The 21,556-nt window shown below is 69.5% G+C and carries 19 protein-coding genes and 1 tRNA gene; 5 read left to right on the forward strand and 15 right to left on the reverse strand.

The window, feature by feature from the left end; all coding sequences use genetic code 11:
• Positions 1 to 14 precede the first annotated feature (14 nt).
• Together ACLKM7_RS02235 and ACLKM7_RS02240 are read left to right on the forward strand one after the other, a co-directional pair.
• Positions 15 to 91 (forward strand) — tRNA-Pro (locus tag ACLKM7_RS02235).
• A gap of 61 nt (positions 92 to 152) precedes the next feature.
• Positions 153 to 929: an HAD-IIB family hydrolase gene (locus tag ACLKM7_RS02240; protein ID WP_436445387.1), complete on the forward strand. Its 777-nt coding sequence runs from the start codon at positions 153 to 155 to the stop codon at positions 927 to 929.
• Between the two features lie 266 nt (positions 930 to 1,195).
• Here ACLKM7_RS02240 and ACLKM7_RS02245 read toward each other — a convergent pair whose 3' ends face one another.
• Both ACLKM7_RS02245 and ACLKM7_RS02250 read right to left on the reverse strand, forming a co-directional pair.
• A complete protein-coding gene (locus ACLKM7_RS02245; RefSeq protein ID WP_436445388.1) occupies positions 1,196 to 2,584 on the reverse strand; it encodes an alpha-hydroxy acid oxidase in 1,389 nt (462 codons plus the stop codon).
• Positions 2,585 to 2,602: 18 nt separating this feature from the next.
• Complete coding sequence (locus tag ACLKM7_RS02250; protein WP_436445389.1) at positions 2,603 to 3,343, reverse strand: FadR/GntR family transcriptional regulator; 741 nt, start codon at positions 3,341 to 3,343, stop codon at positions 2,603 to 2,605.
• A 74-nt stretch (positions 3,344 to 3,417) separates the two neighbouring features.
• Between ACLKM7_RS02250 and ACLKM7_RS02255 the strand changes: the two genes are divergently transcribed.
• Positions 3,418 to 4,251: a DUF1295 domain-containing protein gene (locus tag ACLKM7_RS02255; protein ID WP_436445390.1), complete on the forward strand. Its 834-nt coding sequence runs from the start codon at positions 3,418 to 3,420 to the stop codon at positions 4,249 to 4,251.
• Between the two features lie 11 nt (positions 4,252 to 4,262).
• Here ACLKM7_RS02255 and galE read toward each other — a convergent pair whose 3' ends face one another.
• The 6 genes from galE to ACLKM7_RS02285 form a co-directional block, all read right to left on the reverse strand.
• Positions 4,263 to 5,282: a UDP-glucose 4-epimerase GalE gene (gene galE / locus ACLKM7_RS02260; RefSeq protein WP_436445391.1), complete on the reverse strand. Its 1,020-nt coding sequence runs from the start codon at positions 5,280 to 5,282 to the stop codon at positions 4,263 to 4,265.
• Positions 5,283 to 5,344: 62 nt separating this feature from the next.
• A complete protein-coding gene (locus ACLKM7_RS02265; RefSeq protein WP_436445392.1) occupies positions 5,345 to 5,992 on the reverse strand; it encodes a thymidine kinase in 648 nt (215 codons plus the stop codon).
• A 9-nt stretch (positions 5,993 to 6,001) separates the two neighbouring features.
• The gene (locus ACLKM7_RS02270) at positions 6,002 to 6,433 is read right to left on the reverse strand and encodes a pyrimidine dimer DNA glycosylase/endonuclease V (protein ID WP_436445393.1); all 432 of its coding nucleotides are present in this window, start codon (positions 6,431 to 6,433) and stop codon (positions 6,002 to 6,004) included.
• A 40-nt stretch (positions 6,434 to 6,473) separates the two neighbouring features.
• Positions 6,474 to 7,973, reverse strand: a complete 1,500-nt coding sequence (locus tag ACLKM7_RS02275; RefSeq protein WP_436445764.1) for a malate:quinone oxidoreductase — start codon at positions 7,971 to 7,973, stop codon at positions 6,474 to 6,476.
• A gap of 117 nt (positions 7,974 to 8,090) precedes the next feature.
• A complete protein-coding gene (locus ACLKM7_RS02280; protein ID WP_436445394.1) occupies positions 8,091 to 8,903 on the reverse strand; it encodes a hypothetical protein in 813 nt (270 codons plus the stop codon).
• On the reverse strand, positions 8,900 to 9,721 hold the full coding sequence (locus ACLKM7_RS02285) for an isocitrate lyase/PEP mutase family protein (protein ID WP_436445395.1): 822 nt from the start codon (positions 9,719 to 9,721) through the stop codon (positions 8,900 to 8,902). Before ACLKM7_RS02285 ends, ACLKM7_RS02280 begins: the two co-directional genes overlap by 4 nt.
• Before the next feature lie 61 nt (positions 9,722 to 9,782).
• Between ACLKM7_RS02285 and ACLKM7_RS02290 the strand changes: the two genes are divergently transcribed.
• The gene (locus tag ACLKM7_RS02290; protein WP_436445396.1) at positions 9,783 to 10,700 is read left to right on the forward strand and encodes a LysR family transcriptional regulator; all 918 of its coding nucleotides are present in this window, start codon (positions 9,783 to 9,785) and stop codon (positions 10,698 to 10,700) included.
• Between the two features lie 59 nt (positions 10,701 to 10,759).
• Here ACLKM7_RS02290 and ACLKM7_RS02295 read toward each other — a convergent pair whose 3' ends face one another.
• Together ACLKM7_RS02295 and ACLKM7_RS02300 are read right to left on the reverse strand one after the other, a co-directional pair.
• Positions 10,760 to 11,845, reverse strand: coding sequence for an aspartate-semialdehyde dehydrogenase (locus ACLKM7_RS02295; protein ID WP_436445397.1), 1,086 nt, complete (start codon positions 11,843 to 11,845; stop codon positions 10,760 to 10,762).
• Between the two features lie 302 nt (positions 11,846 to 12,147).
• The gene (locus tag ACLKM7_RS02300; protein ID WP_436445398.1) at positions 12,148 to 13,434 is read right to left on the reverse strand and encodes an aspartate kinase; all 1,287 of its coding nucleotides are present in this window, start codon (positions 13,432 to 13,434) and stop codon (positions 12,148 to 12,150) included.
• Positions 13,435 to 13,588: 154 nt separating this feature from the next.
• On the opposite strand from ACLKM7_RS02300, the gene ACLKM7_RS02305 reads away from it, so the two are divergent.
• Positions 13,589 to 14,077, forward strand: coding sequence for a hypothetical protein (locus ACLKM7_RS02305; protein WP_436445399.1), 489 nt, complete (start codon positions 13,589 to 13,591; stop codon positions 14,075 to 14,077).
• A gap of 99 nt (positions 14,078 to 14,176) precedes the next feature.
• Here ACLKM7_RS02305 and ACLKM7_RS02310 read toward each other — a convergent pair whose 3' ends face one another.
• The 5 genes from ACLKM7_RS02310 to ACLKM7_RS02330 all read right to left on the reverse strand — a co-directional run bounded on the left by ACLKM7_RS02310 (position 14,177) and on the right by ACLKM7_RS02330 (position 21,456).
• Positions 14,177 to 15,109: a DMT family transporter gene (locus ACLKM7_RS02310; RefSeq protein ID WP_436445400.1), complete on the reverse strand. Its 933-nt coding sequence runs from the start codon at positions 15,107 to 15,109 to the stop codon at positions 14,177 to 14,179.
• 10 nt (positions 15,110 to 15,119) lie between these two features.
• Positions 15,120 to 15,713 carry a recombination mediator RecR gene (recR, locus tag ACLKM7_RS02315; RefSeq protein ID WP_436445401.1) on the reverse strand — a complete coding sequence of 198 codons (594 nt, stop codon included), beginning with the start codon at positions 15,711 to 15,713 and terminating at the stop codon, positions 15,120 to 15,122.
• Positions 15,714 to 15,715: 2 nt separating this feature from the next.
• Positions 15,716 to 18,109 carry a DNA polymerase III subunit gamma and tau gene (locus ACLKM7_RS02320; protein ID WP_436445402.1) on the reverse strand — a complete coding sequence of 798 codons (2,394 nt, stop codon included), beginning with the start codon at positions 18,107 to 18,109 and terminating at the stop codon, positions 15,716 to 15,718.
• Positions 18,110 to 18,199: 90 nt separating this feature from the next.
• On the reverse strand, positions 18,200 to 20,728 hold the full coding sequence (locus tag ACLKM7_RS02325; protein ID WP_436445403.1) for a glycoside hydrolase family 65 protein: 2,529 nt from the start codon (positions 20,726 to 20,728) through the stop codon (positions 18,200 to 18,202).
• Entirely contained in the window at positions 20,725 to 21,456 is a 732-nt protein-coding gene (locus tag ACLKM7_RS02330) for an HAD family hydrolase (RefSeq protein WP_436445404.1), read from the reverse strand. The genes ACLKM7_RS02325 and ACLKM7_RS02330 overlap by 4 nt, the downstream gene beginning before the upstream one ends.
• Positions 21,457 to 21,556 lie beyond the last annotated feature (100 nt).

Genomic DNA, 21,556 nt, shown 5'->3' on the forward strand with positions numbered 1-21,556 from the left:
CGTGGGGTTGTCATCGGGGTGTGGCGCAGCTTGGTAGCGCGCTTCGTTCGGGACGAAGAGGCCGCAGGTTCAAATCCTGTCACCCCGACCACAGAGAGGCTCCGCCACATCGGCGGAGCCTTTCGCATCGAATGACCGAAGGATTCCAGACGATGACAGGCAGCATCCCTCCCCGCCTCGTGGCGTTCGATCTCGACGACACGCTTGCGCCGTCGAAGAGCCCGATCGATCCGCGCATCGGCGAGCTGCTGATCGCGCTGGCGGAGCGCGTCGAGGTCGCGATCATCTCGGGTGGGCAGCTGGCCCAGTTCACCGCGCAGGTCGTCGACCGGCTTCCGGATGCCTCGGCCGCCGTTCTCGAGCGCATGCACCTGCTGCCCACCTGCGGCACCCAGTACTACCGACTGTCGGAAGACGGCGTCGTCACGATCTACAAGCGCTCGCTGACCGACGACCAGAAGTCCCGCGCGCTGGCCGCCGTCGAGGACGAAGCGCGGCGCCTGGGCCTGTGGGAGTCCGAGACCTGGGGCGACATCCTCGAGGACCGCGGCTCGCAGATCACTTTCTCCGCCCTCGGCCAGAAGGCCCCCGTATCGGCCAAGAGCGCGTGGGATCCGACGGGTGAGAAGAAGAACACGCTCCGGGCCGCGGTCGCCGCCCTCCTCCCCGACCTCGAGGTGCGCTCCGGCGGCTCGACGTCTGTCGACATCACCGAGCAGGGCATCGACAAGGCCTACGGCATGCGCCAGCTGTCGGAGCAGACCGGCATCCCGCTCGACGACATGCTGTTCGTCGGCGACCGCCTCGACCCCGACGGCAACGACTACCCCGTGCTCGCGATGGGTGTGGCCTGCCACGCAGTCGAGGGCTGGGAAGACACCGCCGCGTACCTCGAGCAGCTCATCCCCACGCTCCCCGTCCGCGTCTGACGGCTGATCTGGCGCTCGCGCTGCCGGTTTCGGCAACCGCGCCCGAAGCAGGGCGCAGCGAATGCCGGTTCCCATAGCGGGAAGACGGCGGGCTGTCCAGAGACACCACGGCGCAGGCGAATTGCGGCGGATCCATGCTTCGTGCACCGCGCAAGCCCGGTCGGAGCCGCGGGCCTCGGCACGCGAAGCAGCGGGCTTCGCGGAACGCGATGCCGCGGCATCCGTCGTCGCGGAGGCTGCCGCCTTCGTCGCCGAGACGAAACGGGTCAACCCTTCGCGGCAGCCTTGGTGCGCGCGGCCGTGGGCTTCGTGGAACCGGAAGCGACGCCGTTGGCCGTCACTGAGGCCTTCGGAGCCCGTGCCGCCTGGCCCGATACGGCCCGTACGCGCGGCGCTCCCCCGCCCGCAGCCTCTGCGGGAGCACCGGCCAGCGGCAGGAGCCGTGTGAGCTGCGTCACGTGCTTCGGCTCGAGCTCGGCGAGAGACGCGACTCCGAGCAGCTGCATCGTGCGCTCGATCTCGCTGCGGAGAATCGCGATCGTACGGTCGACTCCCTCGCGCCCGCCGGCCATGAGGCCGTAGAGGTAGGCACGGCCGATCAGTGTGAACTTCGCGCCCAGCGCGATCGAGGCGACGATGTCGGCGCCGTTCATGATGCCCGTGTCGACCATGACCGTCGCGTCCTTGCCGACCTCGCGCACGACCTCGGGCAGCAGCCGGAAGGGGATCGGCGCGCGGTCCAGCTGGCGTCCGCCGTGGTTCGACAGGATGATCCCGTCGACCCCGGCGTCGATCAGCCGCTTCGAGTCCTCGACGTTCTGCACGCCCTTGACGACGATCTTGCCCGGCCAGATGTCGCGGATGATCGCGAGGTCGTCGTAGCTGATCGTCGGATCCATCGCCGCGTTGAGCAGCTCGCCGACGGTACCGCCGGTCGTCGACAGCGACGCGAACTCGAGCTTGGGCGTCGTGAGGAAGTCGTACCACCACCACGGCCGGGGAATCGCGTTGATGATCGTGCCGAGGGTCAGCTGGGGAGGGATCGAGAAGCCGTTGCGCTTGTCGCGCAGGCGCGCGCCCGCGACCGGCGTGTCGACAGTGAACTGCAGCGTGTCGAAGCCGGCCTCTGCCGCGCGGCGGGCCAGGCCGTACGAGATCTCGCGATCGCGCATGACGTACAGTTGGAACCAGTTGCGCCCGTTCGGGTTCGCTTTCTTGACGTCCTCGATCGAGGTCGTGCCCAGCGTCGAGAGCGTGAACGGGATGCCGGCGGCACCGGCCGCGGCCGCGCCCGCGCTCTCCCCTTCGGTCTGCATCAGCCGCGTGAATCCGGTGGGTGCGATGCCGAACGGCAGCGCCGACGGACCGCCCAGGATCTCGGTCGACATGTCGACGCGCTCGGCCGGACGCAGGATGCTGGGGTGGAACTCGACGTCCTCGAACGCCTGGCGGGCGCGCGCGAGCGACAGCTCGCCCTCGGCGGCACCGTCGGTGTAGTCGAAGGCCGCCTTGGGCGTACGGCGCTTGGCGATCGCGCGCAGGTCGTAGATCGTGAGCGCCGACTCGAGGCGTCGCTTCTTGGCGTTCAGCTCGGGCTTCTTGAACTGCATGAGCTCGAGCAGCTCTGCGGGCTTGGGCAGCTGACGCGTGACCATGGGTGGTGCCTTTCGGTTTCAGATCTGGGTGCGGGCCAGGCCCGCGTGTGCGTAGTAGCCGGTGATGTGGGCCCGCACGAGGCTGCGGGCGCAGTCGACGTCACCGGCATCGACGGCGTCGAGGATCGCGCGGTGCTCCTGCCGTAGTCGAGAGGCTGTGGCATCCCAGTCGGTGATGCGCTCAGCTCCCGCCTGCACGTACGACTCGATCGCGGTGCGAAGCCCCGCCATCGTCGACGCGATCACGACGTTGCCGGATGCCTCGGCCAGCGCGAGGTGCAGTTGAGCGTCCAGCGACAGGAACTCGGCCGGTGTGAGATCGGACGATTCCATCGCCTCGAGCACGGCACGCGCCTCGGCCGTACCTCGATCGGGGTCGGCGGCGAGCGCCTCGACCACCGCGGACTCGAGCACGAGACGGGTCGCCACGACATCGTCGAGCGGAAAACCCTGCGCGGCGACCTGCAGGCGCAGCAGCGCCGACATGCCGCCCCGCGGAGTCGCGATGATGATCGCCCCGGATGTCGGCCCCGAGCCGGTACCGGTGCGGATGAGGCCCATCACCTCGAGGACGCGCAGCGCTTCGCGCACGCTCGAGCGCCCGACGCCGAGAGTCGCGGCGAGTTCCCGTTCAGGTGGCAGCCGGTCGCCGGGCTGCAGGGCGCCGTCGAGCAGATCGGTCTCGATCTTCTCCAGCACGACGCGCCAGGCGCGCGCGGACGACGCGGCCACTGCGGGCGCCGGCAGGTTCTCGGCCACGGTTCTCCTCATCGATGTGTGGTCTGACCACGATACTCTGTGGTCTGACCACAATCAAACGCTACTCTGGCGACATGGATCCACTCGTGCTCGTCCTCATCGTCGCGGGCGCTGCGAGCGCCTTCTGCTGGATCACGTCGCTGATCACGAACGAGACGTCCTGGGTCGACCGGCTGTGGTCGATCGTGCCGGTCGTCTACGTGTGGATCTTCGCGATCGCGGCACTCGTCGCCGGTGAGGACGCGACCCGCCTGATCGTGATGGCCGTGCTCGTGACTGCGTGGGGCGCGCGACTCACGTACAACTTCGCCCGCAAGGGCGGCTACACCGGCATGGAGGACTATCGCTGGGCGATTCTGCGAGCCCGCATGACCCGGTGGCAGTTCCAGATCTTCAATCTGCTGTTCATCGTGCTGTATCAGAACGCCCTGCTTCTGCTCATCAGCCTGCCCGCGTACATCGCGTGGCAGCATCCCACCGCGTTCAACGGCTGGGACGCCGCGTTCGCCGCCCTGTTCGCCGCCTTCCTGGTGGGCGAGACGGTTGCCGATCAGCAGCAGTGGAGGTTCCATCAGGCCAAGAAGGCCGCCGGCGGGACGCTCGAGCCGGGGTTCCTCACGTCGGGACTGTTCGCGTACAGCCGGCATCCCAACTTCTTCTTCGAGCAGGCGCAGTGGTGGGCCTTCTACGCGATCGGCGCGGTCGCGCTGGTCGCCGACGGCGGCAGCTGGCTCAACTGGACGATCGTCGGAGCCGCCCTGCTGACGCTTCTCTTCATCGGGTCCACGATCTTCACGGAGTCGATCACGGCATCCAAGTACCCCGCGTACGCCGAGTACCAGCGCACCACCTCGATGCTCGTGCCGCTCCCCCACCGCCGGCGCACGAAGGCGCCCGAGACGGCCTGAACCGGCGTGGGTCAGGCGGTCGAGTAGCCGTTCGGGTTCTTCGACTGCCAGTTCCACGAATCGCGGCACGCGTCGTCGATCGTGCGGGTCGCGGTCCAGCCGAGGTCGCGCTGCGCCTTGGAGGGGTCGCAGTATGACGCCGCGACGTCTCCCGCTCGCCGCGGCAGGATCTCGCGCGGAATCTGCTTGCCCGAAGCCCGCTCGAAAGCGGCGATGAGCTCGAGCACGCTCACGGGAGTGCCGGTTCCGAGGTTGTATACCTGGTAGCCCTCACGCGCCCGCTCGAGCGCCGCGACGTGTCCTGCCGCGAGGTCGACGACGTGGATGTAATCGCGCTGACCGGTGCCGTCGGGGGTGTCGTAATCGTCGCCGAACACGCCCACCCGATCGAGCGTGCCGACCGCGACGCGTGCGACATAGGGCATGAGATTGTTCGGGATGCCGGCAGGGTCCTCGCCGATGAGACCGCTGGGGTGCGCGCCTACCGGGTTGAAGTACCGCAGGCTCACCGCGCGCAGACGCGGATCGGCGGCCGCGGCATCCTTCAGGATCTCTTCGATGATGCGCTTGGTCTTGCCGTAGGGATTCGCCAGGTCGATACCGGTCGGCGACTCCTCCGACAAGGGCAGCGACTCGGGCTCGCCGTACACCGTGGCCGAGCTCGAGAACACGATCGTCGGGATCTCCTCGGCCGCCATCACCTTGAGGATCGCCAGGGAAGAGCCGAGGTTGACGTCGTAGTAGCGCACCGGCTCCGCGACGGATTCGCCGACGGCTTTGAGGCCGGCGAGGTGGATCACCGCGTCGACGGGGGCGTGCTCGCGTACGAATGCGGTCAGCGCATCGACGTCGCGTGCGTCGGCGCTCAACAGGGGGACGGCAGCGCCGGTGATCTGCTCCACGCGGGCCACGGCCTCAGCCGACGAGTTCGACAGATCGTCGACGACGAGGACGTCATGCCCGGCTTCGACGAGGGCGACGGCCGTGTGGGCACCGATGTATCCGGCACCGCCGGCGAGGAGAACACGCATGCCTTCAGCCTAGAGCGCAGGCCCAGATCGACCCGACCGCGGGTCGGTCCATCGCGCCTTCGTCACCGCAGGCGTCCGCCTGACTCGCGCAGGTAGTCCTCGGCACACAGCGCCTCGTAGGTGACCCGCTCGGTGCTGAGTTCGTCGATGGCGACCTGGTCTCCTTCGAAGACGAAGCGTCCGCCGACCAGACGGGCGTTGAAGAGCGCCTTGCGGCCGCAGCGGCAGATCGTCTTGAGCTCCTCGAGGCTGTGCGCGAGTTCCATGAGGCGCGCTGATCCGGGGAACGCCTGCGTCTGGAAGTCGGTCCGGATGCCGTAGGCGAGGACCGGCACGCCGTCGAGCACGACGATCCGCAGCAGATCGTCCACCTGCTCGGGGGTGAGGAACTGCGCCTCGTCGATGAGGAGGCACGCGACATCGACCTCGTGCTCGTCGGACTCGGGCACGAGCGCGGCCGCGGCATCCCGTTTCACGCGTGCACGATGCTCGGCGAACAGCGACCGAAGATCGTCGTCGGGCCCGATCAGAAAGTCGACGGAGCGTTTCATGCCCAGTCGGCTGTCGATCTGCTCGGCACCCTTGGTGTCGATCTCGGGCTTGGCCAGCAGCACGTGCTGGCCCCGCTCCTCGTAGTTGTAAGCGGCCTGCAGGAGCGACGTCGACTTGCCGGAATTCATCGCTCCGTAGCGGAAGTAGAGCTTGGCCACCCCGCGAGTCTACGGCGCAGCGCGCTCCCAGGACTCGACGCCGCCTGGCACCTCGATCAGGCTCGGCGACGCGTGCGCGACCTGCGGAAGCCGCGGCAGCCACAGCGGATCGCGCACGACGACCTTGCGCCGCAGGTGCTCGAGCTCGAGGGCGAGCTGGCCGGTGGTAACGGGAATGCCGGGATTCGGGGCCTCCGTCCTCAGGACTCGTGAGGCGTCGAACCGGTACCCCCGCGCCGTCGCCTCGGCGCGCACGCGCATCAGGTAGTGCCCGATCGCGTCGAGCGGGTCATCGACCGCGCGGAATCGTTCCAGCTGGGGGTGGTGGGTGTAGCCGCGTGTGGTGCCGGTGAGCACACGTTGGGCGAGCAGACCCTCACGCCAGCACGCGACGAGCGCGACGCGGTCCAGGACCGACGGATGAAGCGACCACAGCCTCATCGGAGGTGCAGACTCATCGACCGTGGAGCTGAACGGGCGTCTACGCCGTCAGTGCGAGCGCGTCGGCCGTCTCGGACAGCACGTCCTGCGCGGCGTCGGGGCGCGCGTTGAGGGTCTCGCCGTAGCTGGGGATCAGTTCGCGCAGTCGCGGCTCCCACGCTCCGATGCGGTCGGGGAAGCAGGTCTTCAGCAGGCCCAGCATGATCGACGCGGCCGTCGAGGCGCCGGGCGACGCACCCAGCAGTCCCGCGATGGTGCCGTCGGCACCCGTGACCACCTCGGTGCCGAACTGCAGGATGCCGCCCTTCTCGGGGTCCTTCTTCATCACCTGTGCGCGCTGGCCGGCCTGGATGAGCTCCCAGTCCCCGTCCTTCGCGGTCGGAACGAAGGTGCGCAGGCTGTCGACCTTCTTCTTGTGGTTCTTCAGCAGCTCGCCCACGAGGTACGTGATGAGGCTCGGGTTGTCGACGGCGACCTTCAGCATCGGGCCGAGATTGTGCGCACGGACCTGCGTCACGATGTCGAGCATCGAGCCGTTCTTGAGGAACTTCGGACTGAAGGTCGCGAACGGACCGAACAGCAGGGATGCCTCGCCGTCGACGACGCGCGTGTCGAGGTGCGGCACCGACATCGGCGGCGCGCCCACCGACGCCTGCGAGTACACCTTGGCCTTGTGCTGCGCGACGATCGCGGGGTTGGTGGTCTTGAGGAACTGGCCGCCGATCGGGAACACTCCGTACCCCGAGATCTCAGGTATGCCCGAACGCTGCAGCAGCTTGAGCGCCCATCCACCGGCGCCGACGAACACGAACTTCGCGCGGATTTCACCGGGAGTCCGGCCGAGGGTCCGGCGATACTTCACGCGCCATGTGCCGTCGGGAAGACGCTTGAGCTTGCGCACCTCGGTGTTGGTGCGCACGTCGGCGCCGTTCTCTGCGAGGTGCGCGAACAGCTGACGGGTCAAGGCGCCGAAGTCGACGTCGGTGCCCGCCGGCACGCGAGTGGCGGCGAACGGCTCGCCCTTGCGGCGCTTCTGCATCAGCAGCGGCGCCCACTGGTTGATGACACGCGAGTCGTCGCTGTACTCGATGCCCGCGAACAGGGGCTGGTCCTTCAGCGCCTCGTAGCGCTTCTTGAGGAATGCGACATCCTTCTCACCGCGCACGAAGGTCATGTGCGGCGTGGAGTTGATGAACGTCGACGGAGCGTCGAGGACGCCCGCCTCGACGAGCGATGACCACAGCTGACGGCTCTGCTGGAACTGCTCGTTGATCGAGATCGCCTTGGCGGGGTCGACGGAGCCGTCTTCGCCTTCGGGCGTGTAGTTCAGTTCGCAGAGCGCGGCGTGCCCGGTGCCGGCGTTGTTCCACGCGTTCGAGCTCTCCAAGGCGACGTCGCTCAGCCGCTCGAACACCGCGATCTTGAGGTCGGGCTGCAACTCGTGCAGCAGGGTTCCGAGGGTCGCGCTCATGATGCCGCCGCCGATCAGCAGCACGTCGACCGTGCCGGTGGGAAGATCGCTGTCGTCGGGGTGGGGCAGGGCGTCGGAGAGCGTGTCGGTCACGTATCGATTCTATTCGCGCCCGAATCCACCCCTGACCGGGAGTGGGGCTCCCGATGGAAAGTCCCAGGGTTCTTGCGCCGGACGCAAGTGCGGCTACCTCGGCGCGGTGTTGCGGTGCAGCGGCAGCCGTGTCGGGCGTCCGTCGGAGTCGTACTCGGCCGCATCGAGATCCGGAACGTAGCCGGCCGACGAGATGGCCCCGAGCACCGCGTCCGCGAGGGCTTCTGCCAGCCGCTCCCCCGGGCAGCGGTGCGGGCCCGCCCCGAAGGGCAGGCCCGCCGCCCCGATCTCGAGGATGACTTCCTCACCCGCTGTCGCACCGTTCGCGGGCGTCGCGACACGCTTCGTGCGGGGAACGGCGGATGCCGCGGGCCCGCCGCTCGCGTCAGCCACGAGCCGTGTCGTGATCAGCGCGGCGGTCGCGTCGTGGTTCTGGTACAGCACAGAAGCTCCTTCGACGCCGTGTCGCGCGACGAGGTCCGACACGGCATCGTCAGCCTCGGGCGTGACACGCGCGCCGTGGCCGATGACCCCGACCATGGCGCTGACGGCCGCCACGACCTCTTCCCCGCTGGGCCGCGCCCGGCCGTCGGCGAGGGGCAGGCACGACGCCAATGCCGTCGTCGGGACGACCGCGGCGATATCGGCGACGGCATCGACCTCCCCGCGCCCGAGCAGCGCGTGCGTGAGGCGCGCCGCGGCGCGAGCGGCCGCATCCGGATCGATCCGCTCGATTGCGCCCACCACCGCAGCCCGGCGCACGGGATGATCCGCCGGACCGCTGAAACGCGCCATCGACGCGCGCAACTGCAGCGCGGCCCCGGCACCCGGCCGCGGCGGCGGGACGAGAGCGGGGTCTTCGAGCGCGGCGACGATCGCCGGCGCATCCCGGATCACGACGCTCATCGCGCCATCGCCGCATCGAGCTCGGCGTAGGGTGTCGCGTCGGCCTCGAAGCCGAAGGTGCCGTGGGTCTGGACCTCGTCGAGAGCGCGCTGCACTGCGCCGAACGCGACACGGGCGATCGCGCTGCCGAGCGAGATGCGCCGAACGCCCAGGCGTTCCAGCTCGGCGATCGAGGGTGTCGCGCCGCCCAGGCCGGCGACCACGTTCACCGGGCTCTGGACAGCGTCCACCACGGTGCGGATCTCGTTGCGGGTGGGCAGCCCGGGCGCGTAGACCACGTCGGCGCCGGCCGACTCGTATGCCCGCAGCCGTCGGATCGTCTCATCGAGATCGGGCTGCCCGGCCAGGAAGCACTCGCATCGCGCGGTCACGGTGAAAGGGAACGGGAGTGCATGCGCTGCGGCGACGAAGGCCTCGACCCGTTCGACGGCCTCGCCGATCGGATACAGCTCGCCGGACCGCTTCCGGTCCTCGATCGACGCCCCGACGGCGCCCGCGCCCGCGACCGCCTCCACCACCGGGCAGAGCGTGTCCGCGGTCGCGGCGAAACCGTCCTCGAGATCGACGCTGAGCGGCAGAGTGGTGGCCGCCGCCAGGTCGGAGACGTGCAGGAGCAGGGCATCCAGCGACGCGTGACCGTCGGGCATCCCCTGGGAGAACGCGTGACCGGCCGATGTCGTCGCGATGGCGGCGAAGCCGGCGCGCTCCACGAGCCGCGCTGTGCCCGCATCCCACGGGTTGGGCATGACGAACGCGCGCGGGCCGTCGTGAAGTCGACGGAAGATCCGGGCGCGGTCGGCGATGTCAGAACCTGTCATGCTTCCAGCCAACGCGACGGCGACGCATAATGAACGCGCAACTTTCTGACCCTTCCCATGCATGGGACGCATACATATGATCAGCGACGCATTCTCGACGTTCCTGGCCGTTCACGAGGCGGGCACGATCGGCGGTGCTGCCCGCGGACTCCACCTGTCGCAACCCGCTGTGTCGCGGCGCCTGCAGGCCATCGAGACAGAGATCGGCGCCCCGCTCTTCGAACGCACGCGGCGCGGCCTGCGCCTCACATCGGCGGGAGAGGTGCTGCTGCCGCACGCCGAGCGCGTGCGAGCCGCTCACCGCGACGCAGCACAGGCGCTCGCCGATCACGTCGGCGAACCGGGTGGCGCGGTGCGTCTCAGCATCGTGGGATCACTGGCCGGACGATGGTTCAGCACGGTTCTCGCGAACGTGCGCGCGGCGCATCCGCGTGTCGAGCTCATCGTTTCGACGGGGACCTCGCGCCAGGTGAACGCCCACGTCGCCCGCGGCGATGCGGTGGCGGGCATCTCGTATGTGCGGCCGGTCGGCGACGACCTTCGCAGTCGTCGTCTCTTCGACGAGCGACTGGTGCTGGTGTGCCACCCCTCGCATCCCCTGGCGGACGCGCGGGTGACCGAGATCGCCCACTTCACGGGCGAACAATGGCTGCTGTTCCCCGAGCGCGCCGACCAGTCCGAGAGCTCAGACGCGGCGGTTCGGCGGCTGCTGCGGACCCACGCGGTGCCGGAGGACAGCATCCGGCCCATCGACAGCCTCAGCGCGCAGCGGGCGCTGGCCGCGGCAGGATACGGGCTTGCGTTCCTCCCGCCCGAGGCCGCCGCCGACGCCGTCGAGGCAGGGCAGCTGCGCACCATCGCGTGGGCCGGCGAGCCGGTCGGCGCAGCGGTGCATCTGGTGACCCGCCGATCCGGATACCTCGGGCCGGCCGCGCAGGCCGCCATCGAGAGCCTGACCCGGACTCCCCCGCCGGAATGAATCGAGCGGATGCCCCGGGCCGGGGCATCCGCTCGATTCTGTGCTCTTGCGGCTGCGCGTCAGGCACTCTTCTGAACAGCACCGACGCCCAGGCTCGCCGCCACGACCTCCGCGATCTGCACGGCGTTGAGGGCCGCGCCCTTGCGGAGATTGTCGTTCGAGATGAACAGCGCGAGGCCCTTGCCCTCGGGCGCGGACTGGTCGGCGCGGATGCGGCCCACGTAGCTGGGATCATTGCCGGCTGCCTGCAGAGGCGTCGGAACCTCTTCGAGGGAGACACCCGGGGCGGACGCCAGGAGGTCACGGGCGCGCTCGGGGGTGATATCCCGCGCGAACTCCGCGTTGATCGACAGCGAATGTCCGGTGAACACCGGCACGCGCACACAGGTGCCAGCGACGCGGAGGTCGGGCAGTTCGAGGATCTTGCGGCTCTCGTTGCGGAGTTTCTTCTCCTCGTCGGTCTCGTTCCAGCCGTCGTCGACGAGGTTGCCCGCGAACGGGATCACGTCGAACGCGATCGGAGCGACGTACTTCTCCGGCTGCGGGAAGTCCACGGCGGCACCGTCGCGCACGAGGTCGAGCGTGTGGCCCTGCGCGATCACGCCCTCGACCTGGCCGAGCAGCTCCTGCGCGCCCGCCAGCCCCGATCCCGACACCGCCTGGTACGTCGAGACGATCAGACGCTCGAGGCCGGCCTCGGCGTCGAGCACCTTCAGCACCGGCATCGCGGCCATCGTGGTGCAGTTGGGGTTGGCGATGATGCCCTTCTTCGCCTCGGCGATGGCGTGCGGGTTGACTTCGCTCACGACGAGCGGAACGTCGGGGTCCATGCGCCAGGCACTCGAGTTGTCGATCACGATCGCGCCGGCCTCGGCGAAACGCGGCGCGTGCGCACGGCTGCCGGTCGCGCCGGCGGAGAACAGGGCGACGTCGATTCCGGACGGGTCGGCGGTGGCGACATCCTCGATGATCACCGTCTGGCCGGCGAACTCGACCGCCGTGCCCGCCGAGCGGGCGGTCGCGAAGAGCCGCAGCTCGCCGATCGGGAAGTTTCGCTCCGCGAGAATCTCGCGCATGACTGTGCCGACCTGGCCGGTGGCGCCGACGACGGCGACGGAGATTCCTGAATCGGAGATGCGGGTCATGGGTGAGTCCTCAGCGTGGGCACATGCGTGGAACGGACGCGCGGGCACCGTCGGACGCGCGGGATCTGCCCGATTCTACCGCCGCGCCGTGCCGGTCCGGCCCACGGTGACGTCGAACGACCGGATGCTGCGATCACGGTATCCGCAGTCCACACGTCCAGTCGTCACGACGGCACTCCTTGCGCGATCGAATTCGGCGATCGCGCCCGTTTGCTTCGGCCGCGGATGCCGATTCGGGCAGCGTGAGCGAACGTGGCGGGTCGAGTCCGACAGCGGATGCCGATCCGGGCTGCGCGAGCGGGTCAGCGCCCGGTGCCGGCGTAGACCGTCGCTTCGGCGTCGCCGTCGAGGCCGTAGGCGCGGTGGACGACCCGCGCGGCGTCGGCCAGGTCGTCGCCGCGCACCACGACCGAGATGCGGATCTCGGACGTCGAGATCATCTCGATGTTGATGCCGGCGATGCTGAGCGCCTCGAACAGGGTCGCCGAGACCCCCGAGTGCGTGCGCATGCCCGCGCCCACGACCGACAGCTTGCCGATCTGGTCGTCGTGGACCAGGTTCTCGAACCCGATCTCGGGTTGGTCGCCCGCGAGTGCCTTGAGTGCGATCGCGGCATCGGTCTTGGGCAGCGTGAAGGAGATGTCGGTGCGCCCGGTGGTCGCGGCCGACACGTTCTGGACGATCATGTCGACGTTCGCGCCCGACTTGGCGACGACCTTGAAGATCTCGGCTGCCTTGCCCGGAACGTCGGGGACGCCGGTGACGGTGATCTTGGCCTGGCCGAGGTCGGTGGCGACCCCGGCGACGATCGGCTCTTCCATCTCTTCTCCCTCTTCGCCGTCGGGAATGCTCATCCCGGGGCCGAGCACGTAGGTCCCCACGCCCGAACTGAACGTGGAGCGGGCATGGATCAGCACGCCGTGCCGGCGGGCGTACTCGACGGCACGGATGTACAACACTTTGGCGCCGTTCGCCGAAAGCTCGAGCATCTCCTCGCTCGTGACCGCCCTCAGCTTTCGCGCGCGGGGCACGACGCGGGGATCCGCGGTGAAGACACCGTCGACGTCGCTGTAGATCTCGCACGCGTCAGCGTTGAGCGCCGCCGCCAGTGCGACAGCAGTGGTGTCGGTGCCGCCGCGCCCGAGCGTGGTGATGTCGCGGGTGTCGCGGTTGAAGCCCTGGAACCCCGCGACGATGACGATCGCGCCCTCATCGAGCGCCCCGCGCAGTCGCACCGGGGTGACGTCGACGATGCGTGCCGAGCCGTGGTCGGCCGTGGTGATCATGCCGGCCTGACTGCCGGTGAACGACCGGGCCTCGAAGCCCATCGAGTGGATCGCCATCGCGAGGAGCGCCATCGAGATGCGCTCGCCGCTCGAGAGCAGCATGTCGAGCTCGCGCGGAGCAGGGATCGGCGCGACCTGCGCAGCGAGGTCGAGCAGCTCATCGGTGGTGTCGCCCATCGCGCTCACGGCGACGACGACGTCGTGGCCGGCGCGGCGCGTGTCGACGATACGCTTCGCGACCCGCTTGATGCTCTCGGCATCCGCGACCGACGACCCACCGTATTTCTGGACGATCAGCGCCACGATCAAACTCCCGGAGGTGCCGCACGTGCGGCACGCGTGTCTGTGAGGGCCGGCGAGAACGGATGCCGCACCCGACGGTCCATCTTACGGATGAGCTCATGCGCGTCCGGCCATGTGACATATAGGGCCGGGCCGGACCCGCTAGCATCCGAGCGTGGAGCAGATCGAAGCGTGGTCGGGGTTCAACGTCGCCATGGTGGGCGCGACGGCAGCGCTCGCGGGACTCGTGATCGTGGCGGCGAGTGTGAACATCGGCGCCATCATCAAGTCCGCATCACTCACGGCCAGGCTCGCCACCGGTATCGCAGGACTCGTGCTCGCACTCGCCGGATCGGCGCTCGGCCTCGTTCCCGCGATCGGTGCAATGCCCTACGGCCTCGTGCTGATCGTGCTCGCTCTGTGTGCTGCGGTCTTCCAGGTGCAGGCGACGCGCCGGATCTTCCAGAACCGCGATCCCAAGAACCGCCTGAGGCTCGGCAAGTCGGTGGTGGGGTTCGTGGCCCCGCTGGCATATCTCGTGGGCGGCGCCCTCCTCGCGGCGGGCAGCCCGGACGGGCTGATGTGGGTTGCGGCGGGCTGCGTCCTCGCGATCATCGCGGCCCTCGTGGTGTCGTGGATCGTTCTCGTCGAGGTGCTTCGCTGAGCCCGGCCGCGACAGCGCGCGCTGTCGCGGCAGCGCGCGCTGGCAGCGGGCGCTGGCCGCGAGCGCTGAGCCGCACGGAACAGGCCGTGAACGCGCAGGTCAGCCGGGGGCGACCGGAGGCAGGTCGGACTCAGCCGGTCTGCGCTCGCGGAGAGTGCCGCCGGTCGCGGCCAGCCAGCAGCCTGCGATCACGAGCGGGAAGCCCACCAGCAGCCCCGGGGTGAGCGGCTCACCGAGCACGATCAGGCCGAGCACGATCGCGACCACAGGATTGACGTACGTGAACAACGGTGCGCGAACCGGGCCGACGCGGGCGATGAGCGCGAAGAACACGATGAATGCGAGTGCGGTGCACAGCACGGCCAGCGCCACCAGCGCGACCGTGCTCGACACCGTCGGCACCTCGTGCTGCGTGAGGAAGGCGATGGGGGTGTAGAAGATCCCGACCGCGAACAGCGCGAGCGTGATCGAGCCGAGCGCGGGCACATCACGCAGCTTGGTCGCGATCACGAACGGCGCGATCGCGTAGAGCAGTGCTACCAGGAGCACCTCCCCGGCCGCGATGATCCCGCCGCCACCCTCTATGGCCAGGCCCGGGCCGGCGACGATGATCGCGACACCGGCGAACCCGACGAACAGCCCGATCGCCCTGGAGGGCTTGAGAACCGAACGATCGCCGCCGCCGAACGCGATGAGGGCCGCGAACAGCGGAACGGTCGCCACCAGCAGGCCGGTCAGGCCGGACGGCAACGTCTGCTCCGCGTGGCTGAGCAGGAGGAACGGCCCCGCCATCTCGATCGCACCGAACGCGAGCACCCAGCCGATCTTGGCGAACGCCGGTCGGAGTGCCTTGCTGCGCAGCGCGAAGGGCAGCAGGATCACGGCGCCCAGCAACGTGCGGCCCGCCACCACGGCCGCCGGCGAATACGAATCGACGGCCTGCTTGATGAACAGATACGGGATGCCCCACAGCAGTGCCATCGCCGCGAAGAGCAGCCACGCTCGGGCGTCGAAACGCTGCACGGGGTTCATGCCCGGGCCCTCATACCGACCGTCGGCCTTCGAAGGCGCGGCCGAGCGTCACCTCGTCGGCGTACTCGAGGTCACCGCCGACCGGCAGGCCGGAGGCGAGGCGGGTGACCGAGATCTCGAGCGTGTGCAGGAGCCGGCTGAGGTAGGTCGCGGTGGCCTCGCCCTCCAGATTGGGGTTCGTCGCGAGGATCACCTCCTGCACCGTGCCGTCCGCGAGGCGCTGCATCAGCTGCGTGATGCGCAAGTCGTCGGGTCCGACGCCCGCGATCGGGCTGATGGCGCCGCCGAGGACGTGATAGAGGCCGCGGAACTCCCGCGTTCGCTCGATCGCGGCAACGTCCTTGGCGTCCTCCACGACGCAGATGAGGGTCTGATTACGCCGGGGATCGCGGCAGATCGAGCAACGGTCCTGCTCCGTGACGTTGCCGCAAACCTCGCAGAAGCGCACCTTCTCGCGCACGACGCTGAGCAGCTCGGCGAGGTGGGACACGTCGAAGTTCGGGGTCTGGAGTATGTGGAACGCGATGCGCTGCGCCGACTTCGGGCCGATGCCGGGGAGGCGGCCGAACTCGTCGATGAGGTCCTGAACGATGCCGTCGTACATGCTCAGCTGAACCTCGTCGGGGGCTCGTACGGCTCCTCACGCACGAAGGTCGCGTGGAGCATCTGGCGCACCACGGCCTCACCGTACCTCTGCACGCCGTTGGTCCGTGGGGCCGGCGCCGGGCGGGACGAGGCGTCCGTTCCGGTCGCCGCGATCGGGTTCAGAGGCGGGGCGACGGTCGGGGGCACCGGCGCATCGCGCCCGATATCCGCGGGCACGTCGAGGTCTTCCTCGTCATCGCTGTCCTGGGTGATCGACGGCGCGATGTCGGCCTCGCTCAGCACCTCGCCCTCGCGGACGGGCGCGAGAGTCGCCACCCGGACGGAAGCCGACGAGGTCGCATCCTCCGGTTCTTCGTCGACCGCGAACTGGCTGGGCGCGGGCGGAACCGCCGGCCCGCCCGGATCGTCGGGCACCGCGGCCGGGCCGGGGTCGGGCGGCGGAGCGTCGGCATCCGACGGGATGCGTGCGACCGCCCATTCCGTCACGGGCGCCGCTGAGGCGGCCGCGGTCGGGGCCGGCGGTCGCGACGCCGAGGTAGTTGCGCGCGGCGCCGCGGATGCGGGAGCCGCCGAAGTACCACCGGCACGTGCCGACGGCGCCGCGCTCGAGGCAGCGGGCGATGTGCCGGGAGCGGATGCCGCACCCGCCGCATCCACCGTGGTCTTCGCCGGTACCGGTCGGGCACCGGCTCCGCCGTCTCCCGGGCGGACTCCTCCGTCGGGGTCGGGGACACCTCCGCCATGGCCGCCGCCGGCATCGTGGCGGGCGATGTACTTCACGCGGATGCCGAGCACGGCCAGGATCGCCTGGCGGAGGTCTTCGCTCGGGCCCTTGCCGGCCGCCAGCTGCTTGAACTTGCCGACATCGGCCTGGCTGGCGAACGCGAGCGTGAGCACGTCGCCGTCGAGCGAGACGATGCGCGCGCCCGACGCCAGCATCCACGACGACCGGCTGATCTCCTCGAGCCGCGCGAGGATCTGCTGCCACGCCTCGTGCATGCGCTCGAGCGTGACCGGACCCGACGGCACGGGCGTGAATGCAGGTGCCTCGGCAGCGGGCGATTCGTCACGCCGCGGCGCGCCCGTGTCGGGGGCGGTCGCGCGTTCAGTGACCGGGCTCGGGGCCCCGGACGGAGTGGACGCAGCAGCCGGCGCCGGAGCAGGCGCGGGTTGGGGGGGAACCGCTGCGGACCGGGTCTGCGTCGCCGTGGCCGGCGTCGCAGCATCCTGCGCGGACGACATGCCGAGGGCGGCGGCATCCGTCCCCCGCGCGAGCACGCGAGCGACCATCAGTTCGAGCTGCAACCGGGGCGAAGTGGCGCCGGTCATGTCGTCGAGCGTCGCGATCACCAGGTCCGCGATGCGCGAGAGCCGTGCCGTGCCGAACAGGTCTGCCTGGCCCTGCATACGCGCGAGGTCCTCGGCCGAGACACCGCGCAGCACAGCTGCCGCACCCTGACCCGTCGCGGACACGACGATGAGGTCGCGCAGCCGCTCGAGCAGGTCATCGACGAACCGGCGCGGATCCTGACCCGTCTGCACCACGCGGTCGACGGCGGCGAAGGCTGCCGCCGCGTCGGTCGCGGCGAAGGCGTCGACCACCTCGTCGAGCAGCTCGGCGTGCGTGTACCCCAGGAGGGCGACGGCGCGCGCGTATCGCACGATGACGGCGCCCGCCGTCCCGTCGGCGGGCACGACGGCCGAGTCGGAGCCGGCGATCAGCTGATCCAGGAGCGACAGCGTGTCTCGAGGTGAGCCGCCACCGGCGCGCACGACGAGCGGAAGCACGCCGGGCTCGACCTCGACCCGCTCCTGCTCGCACAACTGCTCGACGTATTCGAGCATCGCCGCGGGAGGCACCAGCCGGAACGGGTAGTGGTGGGTGCGCGACCGGATGGTGCCGATGACCTTCTCGGGCTCGGTCGTGGCGAAGATGAACTTGACGTGCTCGGGCGGCTCTTCGACGAGCTTGAGCAGGGCGTTGAACCCCTGCGGCGTCACCATGTGCGCCTCGTCGAGGATGAAGATCTTGAAGCGGTCGCGTGCCGGCGCGAACACGGCTCGCTCGCGCAGGTCGCGGGCGTCGTCGACGCCGTTGTGGCTCGCCGCGTCGATCTCGACGACGTCGAGCGATCCGCCGCCACCGCGCCCGAGCTCGATGCAGCTGTCGCACTTGCCGCACGGGGTGTCGGTCGGCCCTTCGGCGCAGTTGAGGCAACGGGCGAGAATCCGCGCCGACGTGGTCTTTCCGCAGCCACGCGGACCTGAGAACAGGTAAGCGTGGCCGACGCGATCGCTCCGCAATGCGGTCATGAGCGGCTCGGTGACCTGCGACTGGCCGATCATCTCGCCGAACGACTCGGGCCGGTAGCGGCGATAGAGGGCGGTGGTCACCCCCACAGCCTACGGCGTGGCTGTGACATCAGACTCGGCCGTCCGGCCGGCCGCCGGAGTCGTCCGCGACGACCACGGGCATGGCACTCGCTACCCATCGGCGCCGTACTCAGTATCCGCCCCGCCCACGATGATCGGGATGGAGGAGGTGACCGTCGGCACCGACGCGGACAGCAGCGATCCGTCCTCGCGGCGGGCTTCGCCCAGCTCCTGCAGGCTCGGCCGCCCCGCGATGACGGGACCCTGCCCGTCGAGGGCGACCACGACCTCCTCGCCCGGTCCGACGATGTAGCCGATGCCGCGCACGCTGAAGCCCACCGGGTCGCCGTCCGCGTCCGCGCGCAGCCGGAGCTGGTCGCGCGTGATCGTGATCTCGAGCCGGGTGCCGTGCCAGTGCAGCACGTACTCGAGCGACGGCCACGAGACCGGCAGGCGCGGGTCGAACGACAACTCGCCGAAGTGGTCTCGCATGCCGCCGAAGCCCGACACCAGCGCCGTCCACACCCCACCGGCCGATGCGACGTGGACGCCGTCGGCGGCGTTGTGGTGCAGGTCGGCGAGGTCCACGAAGATCGACTGCCGGAAATACGCCAGAGCGAGGTCCTGATACCCCACCTCCGCGGCGAGGATCGCCTGCACCACGGCCGACAGCGTCGAGTCGCCCGTCGTCAGCGCGTCGTAGTACTCGAAGTCGGCGAGCTTGTCCTCGTCCGAGAAGTGGTTGCCCTGCAGGAACAGCGCCAGCACGACGTCGGCCTGCTTGAGCACCTGGTAGCGGTAGATGACCAGCGGGTGGAAATGCAGCAGCAGCGGGCGCTTGTCGGGCGGAGTGTTCTCCAGATCCCAGATCTCGCGCTCGAGGAACACGTGATCCTGCGGATGGATGCCCAGGGCCGGGCTGAACGGGATGTGCATCGCCTCCGCGGCACGCTCCCAGCCCTCTTCCTCACCCGGCTCGAGACCGAGCCGATCCACCATCTCCCGGTAGGCCTCGCCGTCGGCCTCGGCCATGTCGCGGACGGTCCGCGCCGCGAAGCGCAGATTGAACCGGGCCATCACGTTGGTGAACAGGTTGTCGTTGACGACGGTGGTGTACTCGTCGGGACCCGTCACGCCATGAATGTGGAACGATTCGCCCTCGCCGTCGACCACACCGTCGCTGGAGCGCCAGAATCCCAGCGTCGCCCACAGCCGCGCCGTCTCCACGGCGATGTCGACGCCCTCCCGGAAGAGGAACTCGTCATCGCCGGTGGCGCGCACGTACTTCGCGAGCGCATAGCTGACGTCGGCGTTGATGTGGTACTGCGCCGTGCCGGCGGCGTAGTAGGCGGATGCTTCTTCGCCGTTGATCGTGCGCCATGGGAAGAGCGCGCCCGCCTCGTTCAGCTGGAACGCGCGACGGCGGGCGGCCGGCAGCATGAGGTACCGCATCCGCAGCGCGTTGCGCGCCCACAGCGGGGTCGTGTACGCCAGGAACGGGAGCACGTAGATCTCGGTGTCCCAGAAGTAGTGACCCGAGTATCCCGATCCCGTCATGCCCTTCGCCGGGACGCCCATGCCGTCGGCGCGCGCAGTCGCCTGCGCGAGCTGGAAGAGGCACCAGCGCGTCGCCTGCTGCAGGTCGTCGTGGCCGCCGATGCGCACGTCGGAGCGCTTCCAGAAGCCGTCCAGCCACACCCGCTGCCGCTCGTAGAGACGTGCCACGCCCTCGCTCATCGCGCGATCGAGGGTGCGACGACCCCGATCGACGAGCTCGCGAGCGGGCACGCCGCGCGAGGTGTGATAGCTCACCAGCTTCGTGACACGGACGGGCACCCCGGACTTCGCCTGCACTCGGAAGACGTTCTTGGCGATGTCGGGCTCGACCAGGGTGCGCGCGGTGTACTCGTTGTCGGTCTCGACGATGTGATCGGCGACCACCGCGAGCGTCATCCCGGATTCGGTCACCCGGTACGACAACGCCGAACGCAGCTTGTCCTGCCAGTACTCCTGCGGCTGCAGCACCCGCTCCTCCAGCTTCTCCCGCTTGCGCGGATCGAAGCCGGCCTTGCGCGGCACGCTGGGCGTGCCGCCGTAGACGTCCTCACCGTCCTGCCGGTTGATCATCTGGCAGTTGACGGTCACCGGCGCATCGGCATTGAGCACCGTCACCTCCACCGACATCAGCGCGAGGTGCTTCTCCTCGAACGACACCAGGCGCTCGAAATCGATGCGCACATGCTTGCCCGACGGCGTGACCCACAGGATGCGGCGGCGCAGCACGCCATCGCGCATGTCGAGGACCCGCTCGTACTCCCGCACATCCGCGACATCCAGCGACAGCGGCTCGTCGTCCACGTACACGCGCATCACCTTCGCGTCCGGCGCGTTGATGATCGTCTGCCCGACCTCGGCGAACCCGTACGCCTGTTCGGCGTGACGGATCGGGAAGGTCTCGTGGAAGCCGTTGATGAACGTGCCGTGCTCATGCGCGAACCGCCCTTCCGGGTGATTGCCGCGCAACCCGAGATAGCCGTTGCCGACGGCGAACAACGTCTCGGTGACGCCGGCATCGTCCAGACCGAACGACGTCTCGACAAGACGCCACGGGTCGACGGGGAAACGGTCGCGATCGATCATCGTACGAAGTCCTCCAGGTCCTTCACCACCACATGGGCTCCCGCGTCCACGAGATCCTGTTCGCCGACTCCGCGATCGACGCCCACGACGAGCCCGAAACCACCTGCGGCTGCCGAGCGCACGCCGCTGATGGCATCCTCCACCGCCGCGCTGGCCGCCGGATCCACCTGAAGCATGCGCGCCGCCTCGACGAACACGTCCGGCGCCGGCTTGGACGCGAGATGGTCGCGCTCGGCGATCACGCCGTCCATCACGACCGTGAAGCGGTCCCGGATGCCGGCTGCCGCGAGCACCTCCTCCGCGTTCTTCGAACTCGACACGACCGCGACGGGGGTCCCGGCCGCGGCGAGCACGTCGAGCAGGCGGAGCGATCCCGGATACGGCGCGATGCCCTCGGCCCGCAGGACGCGCTCGAACACCGCGTTCTTGCGATTGCCGATGCCGCAGACGGTGTCTGCGGTGAGCGGGTCGGAGGGGTCACCCCAGGGCACCTCGACATCCCGCGAGCGCAGCAGGCTCGCGACGCCGTCGTAGCGCTTCTTGCCGTCGAGATGGTCGAAGTAGTCGCGCTCGGTATAGGGCGGCGCGATGTCCCACGCCGCGAAGAGCTCTTCGAACATCGACTGCCACGCGTGCATGTGCACTTCGGCGGTCGGGGTCAGAACGCCGTCGAGGTCGAACAGCACAGCGTCATACGAGCTGAGATCGGGCAGGGCGTCGGGTGCCACAGAACCTCCGGGGAACGAGTACGGGTCGTGGGTCGGCTCGCCTTCGTGCCGCCAGGCAAGCGTAATGTCATGAGGCGCCGGGTCGACACCCCGCAGCCGG

Origin of the sequence: Microbacterium sp. I2, assembly GCF_051364985.1 — a bacterium.
Classification (GTDB): domain Bacteria; phylum Actinomycetota; class Actinomycetes; order Actinomycetales; family Microbacteriaceae; genus Microbacterium.

Bases quoted from the DNA above. Each gene is read 5' to 3' on its own strand.
- ACLKM7_RS02240 (WP_436445387.1), top strand. From the start codon at position 153: ATGACAGGCAGCATCCCTCCCCGCCTCGTGGCGTTCGATCTCGACGAC.
- ACLKM7_RS02245 (WP_436445388.1), bottom strand. From the start codon at position 2,584: ATGGTCACGCGTCAGCTGCCCAAGCCCGCAGAGCTGCTCGAGCTCATG.
- ACLKM7_RS02255 (WP_436445390.1), top strand. From the start codon at position 3,418: ATGGATCCACTCGTGCTCGTCCTCATCGTCGCGGGCGCTGCGAGCGCC.
- galE (WP_436445391.1), bottom strand. From the start codon at position 5,282: ATGCGTGTTCTCCTCGCCGGCGGTGCCGGATACATCGGTGCCCACACG.
- ACLKM7_RS02270 (WP_436445393.1), bottom strand. From the start codon at position 6,433: ATGAGGCTGTGGTCGCTTCATCCGTCGGTCCTGGACCGCGTCGCGCTC.
- ACLKM7_RS02280 (WP_436445394.1), bottom strand. From the start codon at position 8,903: ATGAGCGTCGTGATCCGGGATGCGCCGGCGATCGTCGCCGCGCTCGAA.
- ACLKM7_RS02285 (WP_436445395.1), bottom strand. From the start codon at position 9,721: ATGACAGGTTCTGACATCGCCGACCGCGCCCGGATCTTCCGTCGACTT.
- ACLKM7_RS02290 (WP_436445396.1), top strand. From the start codon at position 9,783: ATGGGACGCATACATATGATCAGCGACGCATTCTCGACGTTCCTGGCC.
- ACLKM7_RS02295 (WP_436445397.1), bottom strand. From the start codon at position 11,845: ATGACCCGCATCTCCGATTCAGGAATCTCCGTCGCCGTCGTCGGCGCC.
- ACLKM7_RS02310 (WP_436445400.1), bottom strand. From the start codon at position 15,109: ATGAACCCCGTGCAGCGTTTCGACGCCCGAGCGTGGCTGCTCTTCGCG.
- recR (WP_436445401.1), bottom strand. From the start codon at position 15,713: ATGTACGACGGCATCGTTCAGGACCTCATCGACGAGTTCGGCCGCCTC.
- ACLKM7_RS02325 (WP_436445403.1), bottom strand. From the start codon at position 20,728: ATGATCGATCGCGACCGTTTCCCCGTCGACCCGTGGCGTCTTGTCGAG.